The sequence below is a fragment of the Litorimonas haliclonae genome, assembly GCF_965138505.1.
Taxonomy (GTDB): Bacteria; Pseudomonadota; Alphaproteobacteria; order Caulobacterales; family Maricaulaceae; genus Litorimonas; species Litorimonas haliclonae.
On record NZ_CBCSCO010000001.1, the window covers coordinates 707,967 to 727,893 of the forward strand.

21 protein-coding genes and 1 other RNA gene are annotated in these 19,927 nt (G+C 51.9%); 12 read left to right on the top strand and 10 right to left on the bottom strand.

Annotation, left to right across the window (positions count from 1 at the left end):
• Positions 1–39: 39 nt before the first annotated feature.
• The 8 genes from ACNA05_RS03235 (at position 40) to ACNA05_RS03270 (ending at position 8,351) form a co-directional block, all read left to right on the top strand.
• Positions 40–675, top strand: coding sequence for a histidine phosphotransferase family protein (locus ACNA05_RS03235; protein ID WP_415809934.1), 636 nt, complete (start codon positions 40–42; stop codon positions 673–675).
• 171 nt (positions 676–846) lie between these two features.
• The gene (locus ACNA05_RS03240; RefSeq protein WP_415809935.1) at positions 847–1,914 is read left to right on the top strand and encodes a hypothetical protein; all 1,068 of its coding nucleotides are present in this window, start codon (positions 847–849) and stop codon (positions 1,912–1,914) included.
• A complete protein-coding gene (locus ACNA05_RS03245) occupies positions 1,911–2,285 on the top strand; it encodes a response regulator (protein ID WP_415809936.1) in 375 nt (124 codons plus the stop codon). Before ACNA05_RS03240 ends, ACNA05_RS03245 begins: the two co-directional genes overlap by 4 nt.
• Before the next feature lie 2 nt (positions 2,286–2,287).
• On the top strand, positions 2,288–3,223 hold the full coding sequence (locus tag ACNA05_RS03250) for a CheR family methyltransferase (protein ID WP_415809937.1): 936 nt from the start codon (positions 2,288–2,290) through the stop codon (positions 3,221–3,223).
• 120 nt (positions 3,224–3,343) lie between these two features.
• Positions 3,344–4,411: a phenylalanine--tRNA ligase subunit alpha gene (pheS, locus tag ACNA05_RS03255; RefSeq protein WP_415809938.1), complete on the top strand. Its 1,068-nt coding sequence runs from the start codon at positions 3,344–3,346 to the stop codon at positions 4,409–4,411.
• Positions 4,411–6,798, top strand: a complete 2,388-nt coding sequence (pheT, locus tag ACNA05_RS03260; protein ID WP_415809939.1) for a phenylalanine--tRNA ligase subunit beta — start codon at positions 4,411–4,413, stop codon at positions 6,796–6,798. The genes pheS and pheT overlap by 1 nt, the downstream gene beginning before the upstream one ends.
• A 48-nt stretch (positions 6,799–6,846) precedes the next feature.
• The gene (locus ACNA05_RS03265) at positions 6,847–7,995 is read left to right on the top strand and encodes a DNA recombination protein RmuC (RefSeq protein ID WP_415809940.1); all 1,149 of its coding nucleotides are present in this window, start codon (positions 6,847–6,849) and stop codon (positions 7,993–7,995) included.
• A complete protein-coding gene (locus ACNA05_RS03270) occupies positions 7,992–8,351 on the top strand; it encodes a n-acetylglutamate synthase (RefSeq protein WP_415809941.1) in 360 nt (119 codons plus the stop codon). The genes ACNA05_RS03265 and ACNA05_RS03270 overlap by 4 nt, the downstream gene beginning before the upstream one ends.
• Here the strand turns inward: ACNA05_RS03270 and ACNA05_RS03275 are convergent.
• The 3 genes from ACNA05_RS03275 to ACNA05_RS03285 form a co-directional block, all read right to left on the bottom strand.
• Positions 8,348–9,007: a DUF6498-containing protein gene (locus ACNA05_RS03275; protein WP_415809942.1), complete on the bottom strand. Its 660-nt coding sequence runs from the start codon at positions 9,005–9,007 to the stop codon at positions 8,348–8,350. The genes ACNA05_RS03270 and ACNA05_RS03275 overlap by 4 nt on opposite strands.
• 20 nt (positions 9,008–9,027) lie before the next feature.
• Positions 9,028–9,633, bottom strand: coding sequence for a recombination mediator RecR (gene recR, locus ACNA05_RS03280; protein WP_415809943.1), 606 nt, complete (start codon positions 9,631–9,633; stop codon positions 9,028–9,030).
• A 61-nt stretch (positions 9,634–9,694) separates the two neighbouring features.
• Positions 9,695–10,618 carry an endonuclease/exonuclease/phosphatase family protein gene (locus ACNA05_RS03285; RefSeq protein ID WP_415809944.1) on the bottom strand — a complete coding sequence of 308 codons (924 nt, stop codon included), beginning with the start codon at positions 10,616–10,618 and terminating at the stop codon, positions 9,695–9,697.
• A 243-nt stretch (positions 10,619–10,861) separates the two neighbouring features.
• On the opposite strand from ACNA05_RS03285, the gene ACNA05_RS03290 reads away from it, so the two are divergent.
• Entirely contained in the window at positions 10,862–12,001 is a 1,140-nt protein-coding gene (locus ACNA05_RS03290) for an endo-1,4-beta-xylanase (RefSeq protein ID WP_415809945.1), read from the top strand.
• Here the strand turns inward: ACNA05_RS03290 and ACNA05_RS03295 are convergent.
• From ACNA05_RS03295 to ACNA05_RS03305, 3 genes are all read right to left on the bottom strand, one after another.
• Complete coding sequence (locus ACNA05_RS03295; RefSeq protein ID WP_415809946.1) at positions 11,998–12,321, bottom strand: YbaB/EbfC family nucleoid-associated protein; 324 nt, start codon at positions 12,319–12,321, stop codon at positions 11,998–12,000. The two genes, ACNA05_RS03290 and ACNA05_RS03295, sit on opposite strands and share 4 nt — an antisense overlap.
• Positions 12,322–12,324: 3 nt before the next feature.
• The gene (locus ACNA05_RS03300; protein ID WP_415809947.1) at positions 12,325–14,106 is read right to left on the bottom strand and encodes a DNA polymerase III subunit gamma/tau; all 1,782 of its coding nucleotides are present in this window, start codon (positions 14,104–14,106) and stop codon (positions 12,325–12,327) included.
• A gap of 110 nt (positions 14,107–14,216) precedes the next feature.
• Positions 14,217–14,345, bottom strand: coding sequence for a hypothetical protein (locus ACNA05_RS03305; protein ID WP_415809948.1), 129 nt, complete (start codon positions 14,343–14,345; stop codon positions 14,217–14,219).
• A 62-nt stretch (positions 14,346–14,407) separates the two neighbouring features.
• Here ACNA05_RS03305 and ACNA05_RS03310 point away from each other — a divergent pair, with 62 nt between their 5' ends.
• Positions 14,408–15,703 (top strand): cation:proton antiporter, encoded by a 1,296-nt coding sequence (locus tag ACNA05_RS03310; RefSeq protein WP_415809949.1) that lies wholly within the window; start codon positions 14,408–14,410, stop codon positions 15,701–15,703.
• Positions 15,704–15,730: 27 nt separating this feature from the next.
• Here the strand turns inward: ACNA05_RS03310 and ffs are convergent.
• Positions 15,731–15,829, bottom strand: an RNA gene (gene ffs, locus ACNA05_RS03315) — signal recognition particle sRNA small type.
• Between the two features lie 122 nt (positions 15,830–15,951).
• The gene (locus tag ACNA05_RS03320; RefSeq protein WP_415809950.1) at positions 15,952–16,479 is read right to left on the bottom strand and encodes a porin family protein; all 528 of its coding nucleotides are present in this window, start codon (positions 16,477–16,479) and stop codon (positions 15,952–15,954) included.
• 210 nt (positions 16,480–16,689) lie between these two features.
• Between ACNA05_RS03320 and nudC the strand changes: the two genes are divergently transcribed.
• The gene (gene nudC / locus ACNA05_RS03325) at positions 16,690–17,589 is read left to right on the top strand and encodes an NAD(+) diphosphatase (protein ID WP_415809951.1); all 900 of its coding nucleotides are present in this window, start codon (positions 16,690–16,692) and stop codon (positions 17,587–17,589) included.
• A gap of 9 nt (positions 17,590–17,598) precedes the next feature.
• Here nudC and ACNA05_RS03330 read toward each other — a convergent pair whose 3' ends face one another.
• Complete coding sequence (locus tag ACNA05_RS03330; RefSeq protein WP_415809952.1) at positions 17,599–18,063, bottom strand: YHS domain-containing (seleno)protein; 465 nt, start codon at positions 18,061–18,063, stop codon at positions 17,599–17,601.
• 54 nt (positions 18,064–18,117) lie between these two features.
• Positions 18,118–18,957: a prephenate dehydratase gene (locus ACNA05_RS03335; RefSeq protein WP_415809953.1), complete on the bottom strand. Its 840-nt coding sequence runs from the start codon at positions 18,955–18,957 to the stop codon at positions 18,118–18,120.
• A 175-nt stretch (positions 18,958–19,132) separates the two neighbouring features.
• On the opposite strand from ACNA05_RS03335, the gene ACNA05_RS03340 reads away from it, so the two are divergent.
• On the top strand, positions 19,133–19,918 hold the full coding sequence (locus tag ACNA05_RS03340; RefSeq protein WP_415809954.1) for a c-type cytochrome: 786 nt from the start codon (positions 19,133–19,135) through the stop codon (positions 19,916–19,918).
• The last annotated feature ends 9 nt before the right edge of the window (positions 19,919–19,927 follow it).

Sequence of the window (19,927 nt, forward strand, 5' to 3'; positions counted from 1 at the left end):
GCCCAGAAGAGAAATATAGAAATTTTCGGAGTGTGACTCATGAGCGCCAATGTCATCAAACTTACCCCGTCAAGCCTCGCGGCCCTTTTGTGTTCGCGCGTCTGTCACGACTTGATCAACCCGGTTGGAATGGTCAATACGGGTCTCGAAGTCTTGGATGATGAGAACAATACGGACATGCACGCAGACGCGATTGACCTCATCCGCAATGCCTCCCGGCAAGCCAATGCCAAGCTGAATTTCCTTCGTGATGCCTTCGGCGCCGCCGGATCTGCTCCGGGCGTTTTTCCTATCGGAGATATTCAGAAAAAAACAATGGATATGTACGCCGATAGCAAGGCAACTCTGAAATGGGAGCTTTCCACTGACGGGTTAGAGAAATCGAAAGCGCGGCTATTAATGAATATGGTTATGATCGCCGCAAACGCGATTCCGCGCGGCGGGGATGTTGTCATTTCGGGCGATGAATCACAGCTCAAACTTGTCGCCACAGGCCGCCGAGCCGGCCTTAAACCGGAAATAGAGAAAGCCCTGAGCGGGAAAACCCCTGAGGACGGGTTTGACGGACGCTCAATCCAGCCTTTTTATGCCGGAATGATCGCGCGTGAATTGGGCGGCGCCCTAACCCATCAGTCGGACGAAGAGTCTGTTACCCTGACAGCTGATTTCGCCTAATCTGCCACCTCGCCCTCCTGCGACATAAATTCTATCATTTTTCTGAGGGTCAAACTGGAAATTGTGACGACGCTTTAGTCCGTCTTAACCCTTTTTGGTCATGATTTACACAAGATGTCGTGGATGATCCGCGAACATCGTTTGGTGAAACAGTTTGGATGATCAGACCATATGGGTGATTGCATAAAACAGGCCCGCGCCTTCGTGCAGTGCTGTCACAAAGCCCTGGACCGGGCAAATGTGGACTGCGCGCAGGATATGACAGATGTTTTGGCGGAAATCCAAAGCGGCGCAAAGTTAAACCATGCCCGCGCCATTTACCGTTCAGCTCAAGATGCCCTGCAATCGCTGGGGGATGAACACCGTCTCCCTTTACGCCTTCACGCCCTCTCCAATGTCGTAGCGCTATACGAAGTCGGCCTAACAGAAATGGAAGAAGGCCAAGAAGACGTGTCTATAGAATCAGAGCCGAAGGAAAGCGCCGATATTATTCCCGTCGACTTTTCTGAAACGGCCCGTCAGGCCCGCGCCGTAGAAGCTATGCAATCCACATTGCCATTTGTCGACGCTGCGCATAAACCTGCTTTTGACTCGCTTCTGGCATCTTTTCAATCATCGTCGAATCCTGAAAACATCGTTCCAGAAGACCCTTCTGATGCAATCGACCTTCAAGTGGAAACTCTCGCAGAACCGATAGAGCCTGACGTCGTTGCAGCATCTGAGCCTGCATCTCGAGAATCCAAAGTGGCGCTTGAAAGTTTTATCCGGGACATTATTCAAAATGGCCTCTCTGTTGCCCGGCAGGCGGCCCTCACCCTCAGCCTTTCTTATGATATGGGCGGCGTCGCGCTCCCGGAATCAAAAGCTGATCTATTGAAACACCGAGCCGAAACTTGGCTCTCTTGTCTCATTCGGCATTTAGCGGCCACCACAAAACCTGAAACGCTCTGTCAGATTGATATTAGCGCAACAGCAAAAACTATGACATTTCGTACTAATGCGGATCCTCTCAGCGAGGCTTGGGCTAACGTCTGTGACCATCCCGATTTGGTGTCGATTGAACATGACCCGATGAGCAATTCGCTCAAGTTAATGCTCAATTACACTGCCAAAAAAGAAAAACCCATACCGAAAATGCCCGTTGAAGAAGGAATAAGCTCTCGGCTTGAAGCTTTACTCGACACGACATTGGCTGACGGGTTCTCACCGAATGAATTTAGGGTCGGAGCCATTTCATGAGCAAAGTAAAACACTGCCTGATTGTCGATGATTCCAAAATGATCCGCCGTGTCGCCACGCGTATCCTGAAGGATATGAATTTTGAGGTATCCGAAGCTGAGAACGGAAAGGACGCTCTGGATCTTTGTAAATTAAGCATGCCTGACGCTGTTTTGCTGGATTGGCGCATGCCGGTTTTGGACGGATTCGGATTTTTGCAGGCCTTGAGAAAATTACCCGAGGGCGACGCCCCTGCGGTCGTTTTCTGCACCGCCGAGCGTAGCGTTGAACGGATTACTGAGGCCCTGCAAAACGGCGCCGACGAATATATTATGAAGCCTTTTGATTCAGATATTATCGAATCGAAATTCCAACTTGCCGGTTTGATATAATCATGGCGGGGGCGCTCAGCTTAAACCCTCCCTATTACGAGGCTTTGAAACGGCTCACTTTAGAGCTGGCAGGCGTCAATTTAGGGTCGGATCATGCTTTTTTGGTAGAAACGCGGCTCTCTGCCCTCGCGAGGAAAGAAGGATTTCAGTCTCTCGACGCCCTTGTGGATGAGTTATTCGGCACCGGAGAAAGCCGGCTAGCCGTTCAGGTGGTCTCGACTTTGTTAGAGCGTGACAGCCATTTCAATAAAGACCCAAAAAGCTTTACCCTTTTTACGGACAAAATTCTCCCTGATTTATATGCCGTCCGGGGCGGAGGTCAGGTGAGACTTCTCTCTTTTGGCTGCGCGGCCGGACAGGAAGCTTATGGCATGGCCATGGCGTTTGAACGGGTCAAAGATCAATTTCCCGGACTGAGCCTGGAAATCATCGGGGTCGATTACCCCTCCGCTGCCTTGGATCGGGCCAAAGCTGGGCGCTATACACATTTCGAAGTGCAGCGAGGCTTACCCGCCCGCGATCTTATTAGATTTTTTGATCCGTCGCCCGAACCGAGTAGTAGCGATTGGATTGTCAAAGACTCGTTGAAAGCCATGGTACAGTTCAAAGACGTGCACTTGCTCTCAAGTCTCGGTAGCCTCCCAAAATTTCACGGGGTCCTCTTTCGCGGCGCGTTGCCGCATTATTCCGGCCCGGCGAAACTTCGGGTTTTGCGCGGCCTTTCGTCCTTAGTGCTTCCTTATGGCTATCTCTTGCTCGGCAGCCATGAAACGTTGAAACAGATCAATTTCGGCTTCGACTCGGTTGATGAAGCGAGCTGTCTTTATCGCAAACGAGAAGAGATTGCCGAAGACTTAGATCCTCTCGACGATCCCGCCGCTAAAAAATCCAATGGCCGGACAACTTTTACAAAAACGAAAAAGAAAAAATCCGGCTGATCCTCAATCGCAGACCGGCCCAGGCTTTTGGTTGACGGACGCGGCGCAAAACGTCAAAACGCGGCTCATATAAAGCGGGCAATATGTCCGCCTGTCAGCTACGCCGAAAGACCCGCCACTATGGCCGATATCGACTCCGTCAAAACAAAGATTGCCGCCCAGATAGAGGCCGCTTCAGACCTTCAGACCCTGGATGACGTTCGTGTCGCCGCGCTCGGCAAAAAGGGCGAAGTCTCTCTGATGATGCGCGAGCTCGGAAAGATGAGCGTTGAAGAGAAGAAGGTCATGGGCCCAGCGCTGAACGGTTTGAAAAACGACCTGAACACTTTAGTCGAGCACAAGAAATCAGAGCTTGAGAACAAAGCGCTCGACGCAGCGCTCGCCTCTGAAACCATGGACATGTCGCTACCGATTGCCCGCCGCAAAGGCACGCTCCATCCTGTGCCGCAAGTCATGGAAGAAATGGCCGTCATTTTTTCCGATATGGGGTTTTCTGTCGCCGAAGGCCCGGACATCGAAGACGACTTTCATAATTTCACCGCGCTGAATTTCCCGCCCGGCCATCCGGCCCGCGATATTCACGATACATTTTTTATGTCCCCTGTGGGTGACGAAGAAAAAAAGGTTTTACGGACTCACACCTCGCCAGTGCAAATCCGCACGATGATTTCGCAAAAGCCGCCCATTCGCATCATTGCGCCGGGCCGGACATACCGATCTGACTCCGACCAAACCCACACGCCGATGTTCCATCAGGTCGAGGGTCTGGTGATTGATAAAGGCATTCACATGGGCCACCTCAAAGGCGTGCTCATGGATTTTGTCAGCGCGTTTTTCGAAACAGATGTCGATGTTCAATTCCGCCCGCATCACTTCCCTTTCACCGAACCCTCGGCTGAAATGGATGTACGCTATGAGCGCGACGGCGCGGCCATCAAGATTGGCCAGGGCGAAAGCTGGATGGAAATTCTTGGCTGCGGCATGGTGCACCCGAATGTGCTGCGCGCCTGCGACCTCGATCCCGAAGAATATCAGGGCTTTGCCTTCGGCATGGGCGTCGACCGCCTTGCCATGCTGAAATATGGCATGCCGGACCTGCGCGACATGTTCGCCGCGGATACACGTTGGCTCGGCCATTACGGCTTCGACCCACTCCTACAAGCTAACCTCGCGACGGGGCTATCCTAATGAAATTCACACTCTCATGGCTGAAAAAGCACCTCGAGACAGAGGCGACGATTGACGAAGTGGTCAAGGCGATGACGCTGGCCGGTCTCGAAGTCGAGGACGTTGAAAATCCGGCAGAGAAACTGTCAGAGTTTTCTATCGGCAAAGTTCTTACGGCGGAAAAGCATCCTGACGCGGATAAACTCAAGGTCTGCACGGTCGAAACCCGTGACGGCACCAAGACAATCGTCTGCGGCGCCCCGAATGCGCGCGCTGATATGACCGTCGCCTATGCCCCGCTTGGCGCCTATATTCCGGGTCTGGATTTCAGCCTAGATAAGAAGCCCCGCAAAATTCGCGGCATTGAGTCCTCCGGTATGATGTGTTCCGGCAAAGAGCTTGAAGTCGATGAGGAAAATGACGGCATTATGGATTTGCCGCAGGAGCTTGAAATGGGCACGCCTCTGGCCGACGCCCTGAATATGAATGACCCCGTCATTGATTTCGAAGTGACGCCTAATCGCCCGGACTGGCTTGGCGTGAATTCGATAGCGCGCGATTTGGCCGCGGTCGGGCTGGGCAAATTAATTACCCCACCGACAAATCTGACCCCGCCAAAATTCGAGACGGATCAGAAAATTCGCGTGGACGATACGGAGGGCTGTCCGGCTTTTGTTGGCCGCCACATTCGCGGCGTCAAAAACGGCCCCTCGCCGAAATGGCTTCAGGACCAATTAAAGGCTATCGGCCTGCGCCCGATTTCAGCGCTCGTCGATATTACAAATTACATCACCTATGACCGCGCGCGGCCTCTGCATTTCTATGACATGTCCAAGCTGACCGGCTCTATCATAGTGCGCCGGGGCAAAGACGAGAAATTCGAAGCGCTGGATGACCGCACTTACACAGCAACCGCAGACGATGTCGTCATTGCGGATGAGAGCGGCATTCTTGGCCTTGGCGGAATTGTCGGCGGCGAGGACTCGAGCTGTGATGAAAACACGACGGATATTTTAATTGAAAGCGCCTATTTCGATCCGCTGACCATTCGCCGCTCCGCCAAACGGCTCGGCGTCAATTCCGATGCGAAATACCGGTTCGAGCGCGGCGTCGATACGGGCGGACTGATTGACGGCTGCGAACTCGCAACACAGCTCGTTCTGGAAATCTGCGGCGGTGAAGCCAGCGATATCGTGATTGGCGGCGAAATTCCGACTGACCCTGACCCCATCGAATTTGATCCCATGCAGGTCAACAAACTGACAAGCCTCAGCCTGTCAGATGAGGAGATGAACACAATTTTGACCAAACTCGGCTTTACCGTCAAACACGGCCCAATCTGGAAAGTAACCGTGCCAAGCTTCCGCCGCGATTGTACCGAAGGCGCGGACCTAGTCGAAGAGATCGCCCGTATTCACGGCTATCATAATCTGGAGGCCGTCAGCCTGCCGCCTTTGCCCGGGCGGCGCGAACCCACCGCGACCCTGACACAAAACCGGACGCGGCTTGCGCGCCGGGCGTTGGCCCTGCGCGGCCTGTCCGAGTCTGTGACGTGGTCGTTCGCATTAGACGAACACGCCGCGCTTTTCGGCGGAGATAATCCCGCCCTGCGCGTCGATAATCCGATTTCGAATGATTTGAATACCATGCGCCCTAGCGCGCTGATTCACCTTTTGCTCGCCGGACAACGCAATGCTGATAAAGGCTATCCGGGCGCGGCCTTGTTCGAGCTTGGCCCCGTCTTTGCCGGGCAAGAGCCGAAAGATCAGCGTCTTTCCCTTGCGGGAATGCGCCGCGTTGAAAGCGCGCGGGATTGGGCCGGAGCGGAAGAGGTTTCTGCCTTGACCGCCAAAGCAGACGTTATCGAAGCTTTAGACGCCATGGGCGCCTCTACCGACAACCTCATGCTTATGGAAGCTGTTGGAGACTATTGGCACCCGGGCCGCTCGGGGTCGCTTCGGATGGGGCCTAAAAAGGTTTTAGCGAGTTTTGGGGAACTGCACCCGCGCGTTTTGAAGGCTTTAGGTGTTGAAGGTCGTGTGGCGGCCTTTGAAATTTGGCCAGAAGAACTGCCGGCCCCGCGAAAGAAAAACGCCTCTAAATCCAAAGGCGCTCTGACCTTATCAGATTTCATGCCTGTGACGCGCGATTTCGCCTTTATCGTTCCGGAGGCGACAGCGTCGAATGATGTGTTACGTGCGGCCCAGGGCGCGAACAAAAAGCTCATTACCAATGTGAGCTTGTTCGACGTCTATCAGGGCAAGGGCGTAGAAGATGGTCACAAATCTCTGGCAATAGAGGTGACTTTGTCTCCGACAGACGCCACTCTTACGGATAAGGAAATCGACGCAGTCAGTGACAAAATCATCGAAAGCGTGATGAAAGTCGGGGGGCGTTTACGAGGTTAAGCTTGTAGCCCCTTCCCCGACTCGATTTTCCGTGTCATTAGAACAAATATGGAACCTCTCCTTTCATTTGGCGGGCTAGACCTTTCTCTGGTCCACATTATTCTGCTCTTGGCCTTTGCGTTAATCGGCGCAATGATCACGATGATATTTTCGAGCGGGCGCAAGGACCCCGAAGGCGTGAGACAGGCCGCGCAGCTTCGGGAAAAATTACTGGAAATGCAGGCCCAGCAAGGAGAGCTTCAGGGACGCTTGTCGCAATTTGCCGAGGATAGCGCCCAGCGCGATACCATGTTCCGCCAGAGCCTGGACGAACGCCTATCCAAAGTGTCTGAGCGGGTGGGGAAATCCATTGTCGACACGCAGGAACGAAACTCTGCCAATCTGAAACAACTCCATGAGCGGCTGGCGCTGATTGATCGTGCGCAAAAGAATATCGAGACTTTGTCCGGCGAGGTGTCCGGCCTGCAATCTCTGCTTTCCAACAAGCAAGCCCGCGGGGCATTTGGCGAAAAACAGATGCAGGACCTCATAGAGACCTATCTTCCGCCCAACGCCTTTTCCTTTCAGCATACTCTTTCAAACGGCAAACGTGTGGACGCGCTTATCCATCTGCCCGGAGAGCAAGGCGATGTCGCGATTGATTCCAAATTTCCAATGGAAGCCTGGCGGCGGCTAACCGAAGCGGACAATACGGATCAAACCACCGTCGCCAAACGAGGATTTGCCGCAGATGTCACCCGTCATATCAATGATATCGCCGGCAAATATCTTATTTTTGGCGAGACACACGATATCGCGATGCTCTTCCTTCCGAGCGAAGCCGTTTATGCCGAGCTCCACACGCATTTCCCGCAAGTCATTGAGCACGGCTTCACAAAAAAAGTTATGATTGTCTCGCCGACGACCTTTATGGCGACGCTCCATACTATGAGGGCCGTGATGCGCGACGCCGCCATGCGGGAGCAAGCGCATATTATTCAAAGCGAAGTCGGGAAAATGTCCAAAGACGTTACTCGTCTGGATGAAAGAGTCGCGAAGCTTCAAAGTCATTTTAATCAAACCACGGAAGATATGCGTCAAATTCGAATCTCTACCGAAAAGATTTCCGGACGAGCCGATAAAATTGAGAGCCTCGAATTGAAAGAGCGGGACAGCTCGACCGGCAATATCGCTCAATTTCCTAAGACAAGTGAATGACCAAGCGGCCGAAGATCCCCATCTATTATGGCGGAAAACTTTTCCGGCCCGTCCAAACGCAAGGGGCGTCAGAGACCACGTCCGAGACAATCTTCATCTATCAACAAGATCATGACTTGGTTACGGCCACTTATTCAGGCGGCGAAATTGCCTTTGGGCAGCTTATCGGCGTCATAGCGCGCGACGGTTCACTCGATCTGAGGTATCACCACCGAAATAAGTCAGGCACCCTGATGACCGGAAAATGTCATACCGTGCCGGAAATTTTGCCGTCGGGTAAATTACGCCTGCATGAGACGTGGCACTGGACGAGCCCGGATCAAGGCACGGGGACCTCCATACTCGAAGAATTTTAAGGTTTAACCCTGGCCGGATCTGATTTCTGAAATAGGTTTTGATGTTCTGCCCCATGCGCAAACAGATCAATTCCGATTTTAAGAACCACCAAAAGGATCAGCGCCAAAACAGGCGCGCCAAAGGATTGCACCAAAGCGCCCCCGATAATGATCACCACATGCATGATAACGATTCGCCCGTAAGGGATAAACATCTGCATGTCGGGGGAGCGAGTTTTATATTCTTGTTTTCCGTAAAAATTGATTCCCATTGAAATCAAGTGACTGACCAGCAAGCCCAACGTCGCAAAGAAGAGGCCTGTCGCAGAAAACAGAGTTTTTCCAAGCTCAAATAGGGGCGGAACGGCGTCGAAAAAACTGCCTAAAAAGGCGTAATGCCCAAAGCTGAAACCTCCAAAGTGGACGGTGAAAAAAGCGCACAAAAAGAGTTTGCCCCCCAATCCCATTTTCGATTTAGAGTTTTCCGCAACGCCTTGGCAGCTGAGCATTTTAGGTATGTTGAACAGGCCAACAATGACGGTCTCCAACCAGTAAAGCAGTAGCAGCGTGCCGACATCCCAGCCGAAAAAATAAACTCCGGCGATCGGAATAAGATTCATTGCGAAAAGAATGGTGACGGAAAACGTCAGCTCTAGTTTTTTCCCGAAAAATGACATTCCGCGCCCCCGCTATTTTGTCAGAATGGTCGCCGGCTTTTCATCGCGGTGGAAATGGTCCCGTCATCCAGATAATCTAATTCTCCGCCAACCGGTACGCCATGCGCCAGACGCGAGACGGAGACACCCGTCCCCGAAAGATGATCCGTGATGTAATGCGCCGTGGTTTGCCCGTCGACAGTGGCGTTCATTGCCAGGATAACCTCCTTGAGGTCTGGATCGGAAGCCCGCTCTATCAAAGCAGCAATATTCAGATCCTCAGGCCGGATACCGTCCAGCGCTGATAGCGTCCCGCCGAGAATATGATACTGGCCTTTAAAGGCGCTCGCTCGCTCCATCGCCCAAAGATCGGCGACGTCCTGCACGACGCAGATTATAGATTTGTCCCGCCCGGGCGCGGTACAGATATGACAGGGGTTTCGGGAGTCCACATTACCGCAAATGCGGCAGGTGGAAATGCGCTCTGCCGCCTCGCCCAAAGCAAGTGATAAGGGCCGCATCAGGGCGTCCGGTTTTTTCAGAAGATCAAGAGCCGCGCGCCGCGCCGAACGCGGTCCCAGCCCCGGTAATTTTGCCAAGAGCGAGATTAAGCGCTCTATTTCCGGACTGACATTCAAACCTGACATAACCATCCTTTTGATTCGCGGTCAGCTTAGCAGGCAAAGGACCCAGCAATAGAGACTGAATTCAGTCTTCGAAAGATTCCAGTTTTAATTCGACAAACATGGGGAAATGGTCCGAGCCAAATTTAGGCAACCGTTCCATACGCACCAATTTGAAATGCGGCGTATGAAAAATATGGTCCAGCGGCCACCGCTCAAGAATATTTTTGGCGTTAAAAGTGTTGTAAAGACCTCTGCCCCGTCTCGGATCCTGCATCTCACTGATCGCGAGGAAGCGCTTTGTTGTGGGCGACCACCCCACGTCGTTCAAGTCCCCCATGACCAGAGTTGGTCCATCGGTCTCTCTGACTTCTTTGGCAATAATTAGCAGCTCGTGATCCATATCTTCGGTATCGTCTTGCGGACGCGGAGGGCGAGGATGAACGCCGTAAAGTCGGAAATTACGACCTTTCTCCAGCTCAAGATCAATTTTTAGCGAGGGAATATGATCCTGAATTAAGCGCCTGTCCTGAACATCTAAAATCGGAAATTTGGAATAAAACAACATCCCATTATGGTCCGGCAGGGGCAGTAAGAAGCTATGCGGATAGCGGGCTTCGACATCTTTCATAAAACCGCGCCATTTCTCATCTGTCTCAACCATAAGAATAACATCCGGGTCTTTGTCCTCTATGGAGGTCAGTAACCCGCGGGCGTCGTCATTCTCCATCAGAACATTCGCCGCGAGCAGTTTAATACTGGGCGCGGTAGAGTTCGGGTCGGCGTCTTCTGTGAGCTTCCGTCCAAACACGGTGAAGGCAAAAATATCCTTCAGACAAAAACCCACAATAATGAGTAGCCCGACGAGCATGAACACGTTCAATCCGAAGAGTATGTGATAAACAATATAGAGAATTGCGGCGAGATATAAGAGTTGAATTCGTGTATAGGTCCAGGCTCTCAACCACCAGATTTGGAGGTTGAAAAGCGGGATTATGGCGCCGGCCACCCCCACCGCCATTAAAACGAAAAATATATATTCGATGAAATGTATGACTCCGTCCCCCTTTTGTTGCCCTTTATATAAAGCAATAATCCGAAACTTGTTCCAATTCACCTATAAACTTAAATATTCGCTCGTGGTGCAGGTATTGATGAGGCTGCGGAGCTTAAAAACGAAAAAAGACAACGTTGTCATTATCACCTTCGGATGGTAGCTTGACGAAACGATACATAAATGAGGGAGAGTCCAATGGACTTTAATCGCCGCAAACTAATGACTTTAATGGGCGGAGCGGGACTCGCCGCATTAAGCGCTTGCGCAAGCACGCGTCAAAACACTGGAGTTTCCGTCACGAATGGATTGAATGATCTGGCCGAGAGCAAAGGCTTGCGGTTTGGCACGGCGATAGGCTCTGACGCATTGCAAGACCCAGCCTATCTGGACCTAATTAAACGCGAATGCGGTATCCTCGTCGCTGAAAACGAACACAAAATCTATGTTACACAAGGCGTTGAAGGCCCAATGGATTACGCCCGCGGTGACGCCATCGTAGATTTCGCTGAAGAAAATGACATGGCGATGCGCGGCCATGTTTTGCTTTGGAATCGGGATGACTTCCTCCCGTCCTGGATGCCGGAACACGATTTTGGCCCTGACCCGCGCCAAGGTATGAAGGGCTATCTGAGTGACTATATCCGTGATCTCGCAACGCATTATAAAGGGCGTATATCCAGTTGGGATGTGGTGAACGAAACTATTACGCCAGAAACGGGCTTGATGCGCGACACGGTTTTCACACGAAACTATGGTCCGGATGTTGTTGATTTTGCTTTTCGGGAAGCCCGGAAACACCTCCCAGATACACAACTCGTTTATAATGACTATATGATTTGGGAGCCCGGAAATGAAAAACATATTTCGGGCGTCTTAAAGCTCTTGGAACATTTCCGTAAAAATGATGTGCCAATAGATGCGTTCGGCGTGCAATCCCACCTGGGAACAGGGGACGGAAGCCTTTATCCGTCCGGACGTTATCCGGATCCCCAGCGTAAAGAGTTCCGCCAATTTATCGATGAAATCGTCGCTATGGGCTACGACCTCATTTTATCCGAATTTGATGTGAACGACACTCGCCTGCCGGCGGATGTCGCTACCCGCGACCGATTGGTGGCGGATTATGGCGGCGCTTTCCTCGACATGATGTTGGATTACAGCGAAGTCAAAGATGTTCTCGCCTGGGGTCTGTCAGATAAATATAGCTGGCTACAGGAATGGTGGCCGCGCGAAGACGGAATAGAAAAGCGTTCGACTCTATTTGATAAAAATATGGAACCGAAACCGCTTTATTACGCCGTAGAAAAATCGTTCAAGGCGGCCAAACCGCGTTAAAACGGCATTTTCATCCCGGGCGGTAGCTGCACGTCGCCCATGGCATTCTTCATAGTTTCGCCTTGCGCCGTATCCAGCTTGGCCTTGGCGTCTTGGAAAGCCGCAACGATCAAATCTTCAAGAATCTCGGCTTCTTCGTCAGATAAAAGGCTCGGATCAATTTTGAGCCCTTTCATATTGCCGCCGCCTGTCAGCGTGACTGTGACAAGCCCGCCTCCTGACTTTCCTTCAACAACCAGGTCGGCGACTTCTGCCTGAGCCTGTTCCATTTTCTTTTGCATGTCTTTTGCCTGTTTCATCAGGCCCATCAAATCTTTCATGATTTAATCCTCTTCATCGTCTATCTCGGCAGATGTCGGCTCATGTCCGAAATCGCCTTTAATGACGTTATGGTTTTCTATTTCCGTAATTCCGAGTAATTTGGCGTTTTTAAGAAGCGAGTGGGAGAAAGCCGGATGCGCCCGGTCTTTCTCGGCTTGGTCTTTTTTTGCCTTGCGCCGAAGCTCCGCAAGAGTCGGCCCTCCGCCAGTTTTTTCCGTCGAGATAATCCAAAGTTCGCCCGTAATGTCCTGTATGGCGCTCACCATTTTTCCGACCATTGCAGGCGGCGCGGCATTGACTAATTCGATCGTGAGGCTGCCACGGCGAAACCGAATGGGGCGAACATAACGTTCAATGTCCGACCGCAATTTGATTTGGGTTTCCGGCAATGCCTCCACCAAATCTTGAAGGCTCTTTAGATCAACAGGGGGCGGGCCTGCAGAAACGGGCTTTGGCGCCTGGAGCTGGGCCGTAGCTGTAGATGAGCCGCTAGCTTCAATATTACTTTTAGTGGGGGAAGCGCTAGCCGACGGCATTGTAGCCTGAGGTGCTGTCGTGGCCGGCGACGAAGACGGCAGGACGGGTAATCCCTCCCCGCCCTCTTTTGCGGCTTTCTGCGCGCGCTCAATAATTTGAGCGGCGAGTTCCGGCGGCGGCATTTGTCCAGATACAGCCAATTTCAGCATCGCCATTTCTGCGGCCGCCAATGGCGCAGGAGCCATGCGAACTTCGTTATGAGACTGTGTCAGAATTTGCCAGAGGCGGGTCAACTGTCCCATGGAAAGTTGCTCTGCTAGTTTTTCAATCCGCTCTATCTGATCCGGTGCGGCATCAAAATCCGCGTCATCGCCCAAAGTTTTCGCTCGGCTAATTTCGTGGCAAATATCCATGAGATCGCGGAGCACCACTGCCGGGTCAGCCCCGTCGTCATATTGCCCCCGCATTTCTGTAATTGCGCCTTTGCCGTCGCCAAGCGCCGCCATGCCAAATAAATCGAGCACCCGTACGCGGTCGGCCAAACCCAACATGGATCGGACCTGCTCGAAACTAACTTCGTCGCCTTTCAGTCCCGCCTGTACAATGGCTTGATCCAATAGAGATAAAGAATCTCGAACAGACCCTTCGGCCGCTCGCGCGATCAGAGCCAAACCGTCTTCGGAAACTTTGACATTTTCTTTTTCGCAAATACCGCGCAAGTGTTTGGCAAGCGCCCCGGCTTCCACCCGCCGAAGGTCAAATCGCTGACAGCGGGATAAAACCGTGATCGGCACTTTACGGATTTCGGTTGTCGCGAAAATAAATTTCGCATGGTCAGGCGGCTCTTCGAGAGTCTTTAGGAGCGCATTAAACGCCCCGGCCGAGAGCATGTGTACCTCGTCAATAATATAAACTTTATAACGCGCCGTCGCCGGAGCGTAACGCACCCCATCCAGCATTTCGCGCATATTTTCGACACCCGTCCGAGACGCGGCGTCCATCTCCAGCACGTCCATATGAGAGCTGGCCATGATAAGCTCGCAATGTTTGCCGGGGTTAGAGAGATCCGTTGACGGATGATCGATTTCATCTGTCTCGTAATTTAAGGCCCGCGCGAGAAGCCGAGCTGTAGTTGTTTTCCCGATACCGCGAACACCGGTCATCATAAAGGCATGAGCAACGCGCCCCGCCTCAAACGCATTGGTGAGGGTTGTCACCATCGCGTCCTGACCGATCATATCTTCAAAGGTATAGGGCCGGTATTTCCGGGCCAGAACCTGATAGGATTGTTGCGGTGTCGTATTCATCCCAAAATATATAGGCAGAATGAGTGAGCGGGGAAAGGGTGAAGACCGTAAACTCCGCTGCGCGTCCACAGTTTATGCAATCCATGGAAGGATTGAATTTCGATTCCTATTTAAAGGAACACGACGATGGCTATAACGCCAATAAATACGGCGAGAATAATAAAAGTACTCAACCGTTTATGATGAGGCTTAGGCGTGCTTGGCATATCATCTGTTCTGGCTTGTTCATTGTCAGGCATATAAGCTCCTTTTTTTATAAACGAACTGGAGCCAAAGCGGTTCCCCGCGCGTAAGGCAAATAATGGCCGATTTCATCATGCAAAACCAAATTGCCTTCTATTATAGCTTGATAGGAGCAGCGTTTATGGGGCTGACGTTCCAGCCCGCCTTCCGCGATAAAATGTTATTCAACATTCCGATTATCTACATCCTTGTAGGCATTATAGGCGCGCTGATAGGACTCCCTGTCATCAACCCAATGGGCACTGAGACAGAAGCTAAAATTGTCGAACATGCCTCGGAGTTAATCGTTATTATTTCTCTTGCGGGTGCGGGACTTTCTATTGACCTCAAAGCCCGCTGGCGAACATGGCAACCGACTTGGCGCCTATTGGCAATCGCCATGCCTTTAACAATCTTATGCGTTGTCTGGCTCGGAGTTAATCTTGCGGGACTGAGCGTAGCGGGCGCAATTCTATTGGCAGGGGCCCTGGCCCCAACAGATCCGGTGTTAGCAAGGTCCGTCTCCGTCGGCTCGCCGCATAGCGAGCAGAACGGAACGCGGACAGCGCTCACCTCCGAGGCAGGATTGAATGATGGATTGGCTTTTCCCTTCATTTGGCTAGCCGTAGGCGTGGCCCTAGCCACAGGCGATTTTTCATGGGGAAGCTGGGTTCTGGAAGATGTCCTATACCGCACCACGGCAGGGGTAATCGCGGGACTCGCCGTAGGGTGGTGCCTGACGAAGATCCTATTTTCTTCTATCGGGGACGCCACCAACAATCGCTCCAACGCTGCCTTGGTCTTATTGGCAGCTACCTTCCTCTCATACGGACTTGCGGAACTGGTTCATGGCTACGGATTTTTGTCTGTCTTTATTTCCGCCCGCGCCGCCAGGGCATTTACCAAAGACACCAAAGCAGAACCTTACGAGAATAAGGCACACAAATCGGCCGACCAGCTGGAGGCAATTTTACTCGCCGTCATACTTTTATGGTTCGGAACCTTCATCGGAGGGTCGCTCTGGCATGTCTGGACATGGCAGGATTTTGCGATTGCTATGGCAGTCGTCTTTGTAATCCGCCCGATCGCTGCGTGGATTTCCCTATTAGGTCACGATATGGAAAAGGTCGACCGCGCCAAAATCGCCTTTTTCGGTATTCGGGGGATGGGCTCAATTTTTTACGCCGCGTTCGGTCTTAATCAGGTTGAATTTGCCGATCCGGAGAGAATTTGGTGCGTCATTAGTTTCACTATACTGATCTCCGCACTGGTACATGGGAGCCTTGCTAATCGCTGGATGGCTGACGCCGGCGTCGACGAGCCGGACGACACCGAACAACGCAACGCCAATACAAACGACAAAAAGACCGCTTAAAAACTGAGATAGAAATTTTAGAAAAAGAGTGGAAGGCTGAACCCTGACCCGAAAAAGCCACGTTACGGCTGCTTCGTTCCCGACCTGACCGGGTTGGCGCGGATTCCCGTCCAAAGCCAACCTTCCGGGCGGCTATATGGACAATAGGTAACGACGGGGCAAGTCCTAACCCCATAAAAAAACCCCGGCCAGATGGCTGACCGGGGCTCTGGAGAGACGGTAATCCCGCCCCCTTTAAGCTAAAGTGCTTAGAACTTCCGCACATAGGAAACATCCCAAACGTCGGCATCGACATCAACACCGTCTATTTCGCCTTCCTTATAGGTATAGCCAGCGCGAATTCCGTTTCTATCGTCGATATTATACTGAAGTCCGCCGCCGACTGCGTAGCCGTCTGCTTCATCCTGAATGCTGACGCCGCCGCTTTCGGCCTTAAGGCTGACGACAGAATAACCTGCACGCGCAAAGGCATCCACGCGTTCCGTAATCGGGAGACGGCCTACAGCGTAAGCGCCCAAATCCCAGTCAGTTTTCACATCGACGCCATTTTGCTCTTCACCGGCAATGCCAACGGAGCCTTCACCTTCGACGCCAAAATACTGGTTGAAATTATACCCTAAACGCCCCGTCGCGTTATAGGTATCGAATTCATAGGTGCTGGCACCGATCGTACCGTAAGCGCCTGAGTCTTGAGCCTGAGCAACACCTGTTCCCGCAAAAAATGCCATGGAAAGTGCCATTGAACCCGCTAGGGCGGAAGTTGTTAGTTTTCTCATTTTATTTTCCTTTCGTGATGAATCACGGAGAAGGATATGCGGATAGCGATAGGTTCGTTCCCGTCCTTTCTGCACCCGGCAGGAGCCGTTGTAATTTTGCCACGGTTTCTAAATTCGAGGTAATTTTGGGTAAGCTCTCCCTTAGCCCGGAAAACTCACCCTTCATGATTTCAGTCGTGTCTTTTCCGGCTGACATCGTTATAGAGCCGCATGACCTATACTGACCTTATGCCCTTTGCCGGCAGCCCTATCGATTTTTGCGAAACTCAGCGCTCCCCCGAGGAGCTTCAAGATTTCATGGCGAAACCGGCGGCGCGCGCCATTTTGTTTTATAAAGGTCAGCCCGCTGTCGATGCGAAAGGAAAACTTATCCGCGTGCATCCAACGGAACTCATCGGTCAAAACCTGGTCGACCCGCATGTTATTTTCGTAGGATTGGAAGGAAACCGACCTATATTCGTCGGCAATCTACAGAAGAACGACGCTATCACCTTAGAAAAGGACTTCCAGAACCTACGTACGGTGGGCGGACAAATGAGCGCGGAAGAACTCTCGCTGGCCGGTCGGGCGAAATCCATCCTTGATTGGCATTTTCAGCATCCATTCTGCGCCAAATGCGGAGCCCCGAGTAATCCCGGCGAGGGCGGCAATAAGCGAATTTGTTCGCGGGAAAGCTGCGCGACGGAGCATTTCCCGCGGGTCAATCCGGTTGTGATTATGCTGGTTGTACATGATGACAAACTCCTTCTGGGCCGCGGACCTGGCTGGCCGGAAGGTTTTATGTCTGCTCTGGCTGGATTTGTTTCTCCCGGCGAGACAATAGAAGAAGCTGTCGCGCGCGAAGTTGAAGAAGAAAGCGGTATAAAAACAAAAAATCATCGTTACATCGCCAGTCAGCCCTGGCCGTTTCCGAGCCAGCTTATGATTGGGGTCATCAGCGACGCCATAAATACGGATATTACAATTAACAAAGACGAGCTGGAGGACTGCCGCTGGTTTACCCGCGAAGAGGTGAAAGCGGTTTTTGATAAAACTGGCGACGCCTTTACTTGTCCGCCGCGCGTCACCATCGCTCATCAGCTTATGAAATACTGGGTCGAGCAAGGTTAAAGGCTCGTTTTACTTTAAAATCTCAGGCCATCTTGAGTTGGCTTTGCTGATAAAGTCATTTTTATCGGCGAGCCAGCGATCACGAATGCGTTCACTAAAATTCAGATAGAGTTTGCCGTCCTCGACATACCAATGTTTTGGAGAGCCTTTGGCCAGTTTGCCTTTTGCCACAGCCCATGCGCAATAGCCGCCAAATTGCGGTTCAAATGCGCTCGGATTAGCTAAAAACAGATCGCGATTGGCTTCGGTCTGGAAATACCATTTTGCGCTTTTATAAAAAGTGGAGAACTCTCTTTCTCCTCTCTGAGGATTGCCAGAGTAAAAGCTGACAGCGTCATACCCCCCAATGGCGGCATTATTCCGCCATGAAGTATAGATCACATCATGCCCGGCATAGGCGCTTAGCGGCGTGAGCGTAGAAAAGCCGAGAATTGCGGCTGTCGTAATGAAAATAATTGATTTCATGACCTTCATATAAGACGTCCTCTGTCGCGGGAAAAGCCATACGCGCTCAATTTGATGTGTTCGCTATCCCAAATTTCGGCTGGAATCGGCCGGATAGGTCCCAAGGATCGTCAAATTTTCCGAGAAAAAGGCGAGCTCTTCCAGCGCGTGACGCATTGCCGGGCTATCCGGATGTCCCTCTACATCGGCGTAAAATTGCGCTGCTTGGAACGACCCTCCGACCATATAGCTTTCAAGTTTCGTCATATTGATACCGTTCGTCGCAAACCCGCCCAGCGCCTTATAAAGGGCAGAAGCGACACTTCGGACTTTAAACACAAAACTGGTAACAACAGGGCCGTCTGTCTGGATCGGCATAACCGGATTTGGCGATAAGATAAGAAACCGGGTCGTATTATGAGACTCATCTTCAATATTCTCGGCTAGGATGTCCAGATCATAGGTTTCCGCGGAAAGCTTGGACGCAACCGCTGCAACCGATTTGTCCCCTTCTTCGGCAACTTTGCGCGCCGCGCCGGCCGTATCCACATCCGCAACAGAGCGTATATTCCACTCGAGCAGTTTTTTTCTGACTTGTCCCAACGCCATAGGATGCGAGCGGGCCGTCTTAATGTCTTCTTTTTTTGCCCCCTTGACGCCCAGAAGCTGATGGTGAACCGCCAGATATCGTTCTCCGACAATATGCAGCCCGCCCTGCGGCAAAAGGTGATAAATATCCGACACACGCCCCGCGACAGTGTTCTCGACAGGAATCATGGCGAGTTGCGCTTCCCCGTCCCGAACGCGCGCAAACGCACTCGCAAAACTTGCACAAGGCATCGGAGTGTGGTTCGGGAAAAAAGCCTGACAGGCCAGATGGGAATAGGCCCCGGATTCCCCCTGATAAACAATCACATCGCTCATATTGGTCTCAATCCTGAAATAAACGTCTCAAACAGGGCTTAAACCCTTTGCGACTGTGTGCCGCAAGTGGTTTTCCATTTGCTTTCGCGTGATATGTTTATATTAAGACCACGAAACAAAACGGGACGGGCACTGCTCGGCCGTCTAAGAATAAGATTACGAAGGAAATCGTCCCATGGATGAGCTTGGTTTCAACAAAATCGCCGGCGCCATTTTGGCAACCGCTTTGGGTGTCATGGTTCTACGTGAAGTGCCGCACTTCCTTATGCACACAGACGCCCCTGAAGTTCCGGTTTATTCCGTTGGCGCCATTGATTTAGGATCAGGCGAAGAAGAAGTCTTGGACCTGCCCTTCCCTCAGCAAAGCTGGGTAGATGCCATGGACGCCGATGAAGGCGCCAAGGTCTTTAAAAAATGCCAGTCTTGCCATAATGTCGAAGCCGGCGGGCCCAACGGCACAGGGCCGAACCTTTACGGCGTTGTCGGAGGCCCAACAGCGCATAAATCTGACTTCAGCTATTCCTCCGCCATGGCCTCCGCCGGTTATGACTGGACGTATGAGCAATTGGACGGATTTCTGACGAGACCTGCGGCTCACCTAAGCGGCACCAACATGGCTTTTATCGGCCTTAAAAATGAAGAAGACCGCGCAGCTGTGATTGAATATTTGCGCGTTAATGCGGCCAGCCCGGTTGATAGACCTGAACCCAAAGCCGCTCCTGAACCAGAAGAGCCAACCGAAATGGTTGAAGGCGAAGAAGTACCCGTTGTTGATGAGGACGGAGACGTCGTGGAGGCCAGCACTGAAAACCCAGTTGCCGACCCAACCGACTCCGAAAATGAGGGTGAAGATACCACGTCGACGACAGAAGAAGCAGCTGGGGATGAAACAGCTGAAACTGAATCCGATTCTTCAGATAATTCTGCGGCTAACGGAAATGATGAAACTGAGCCTCAATAAGCTACACTC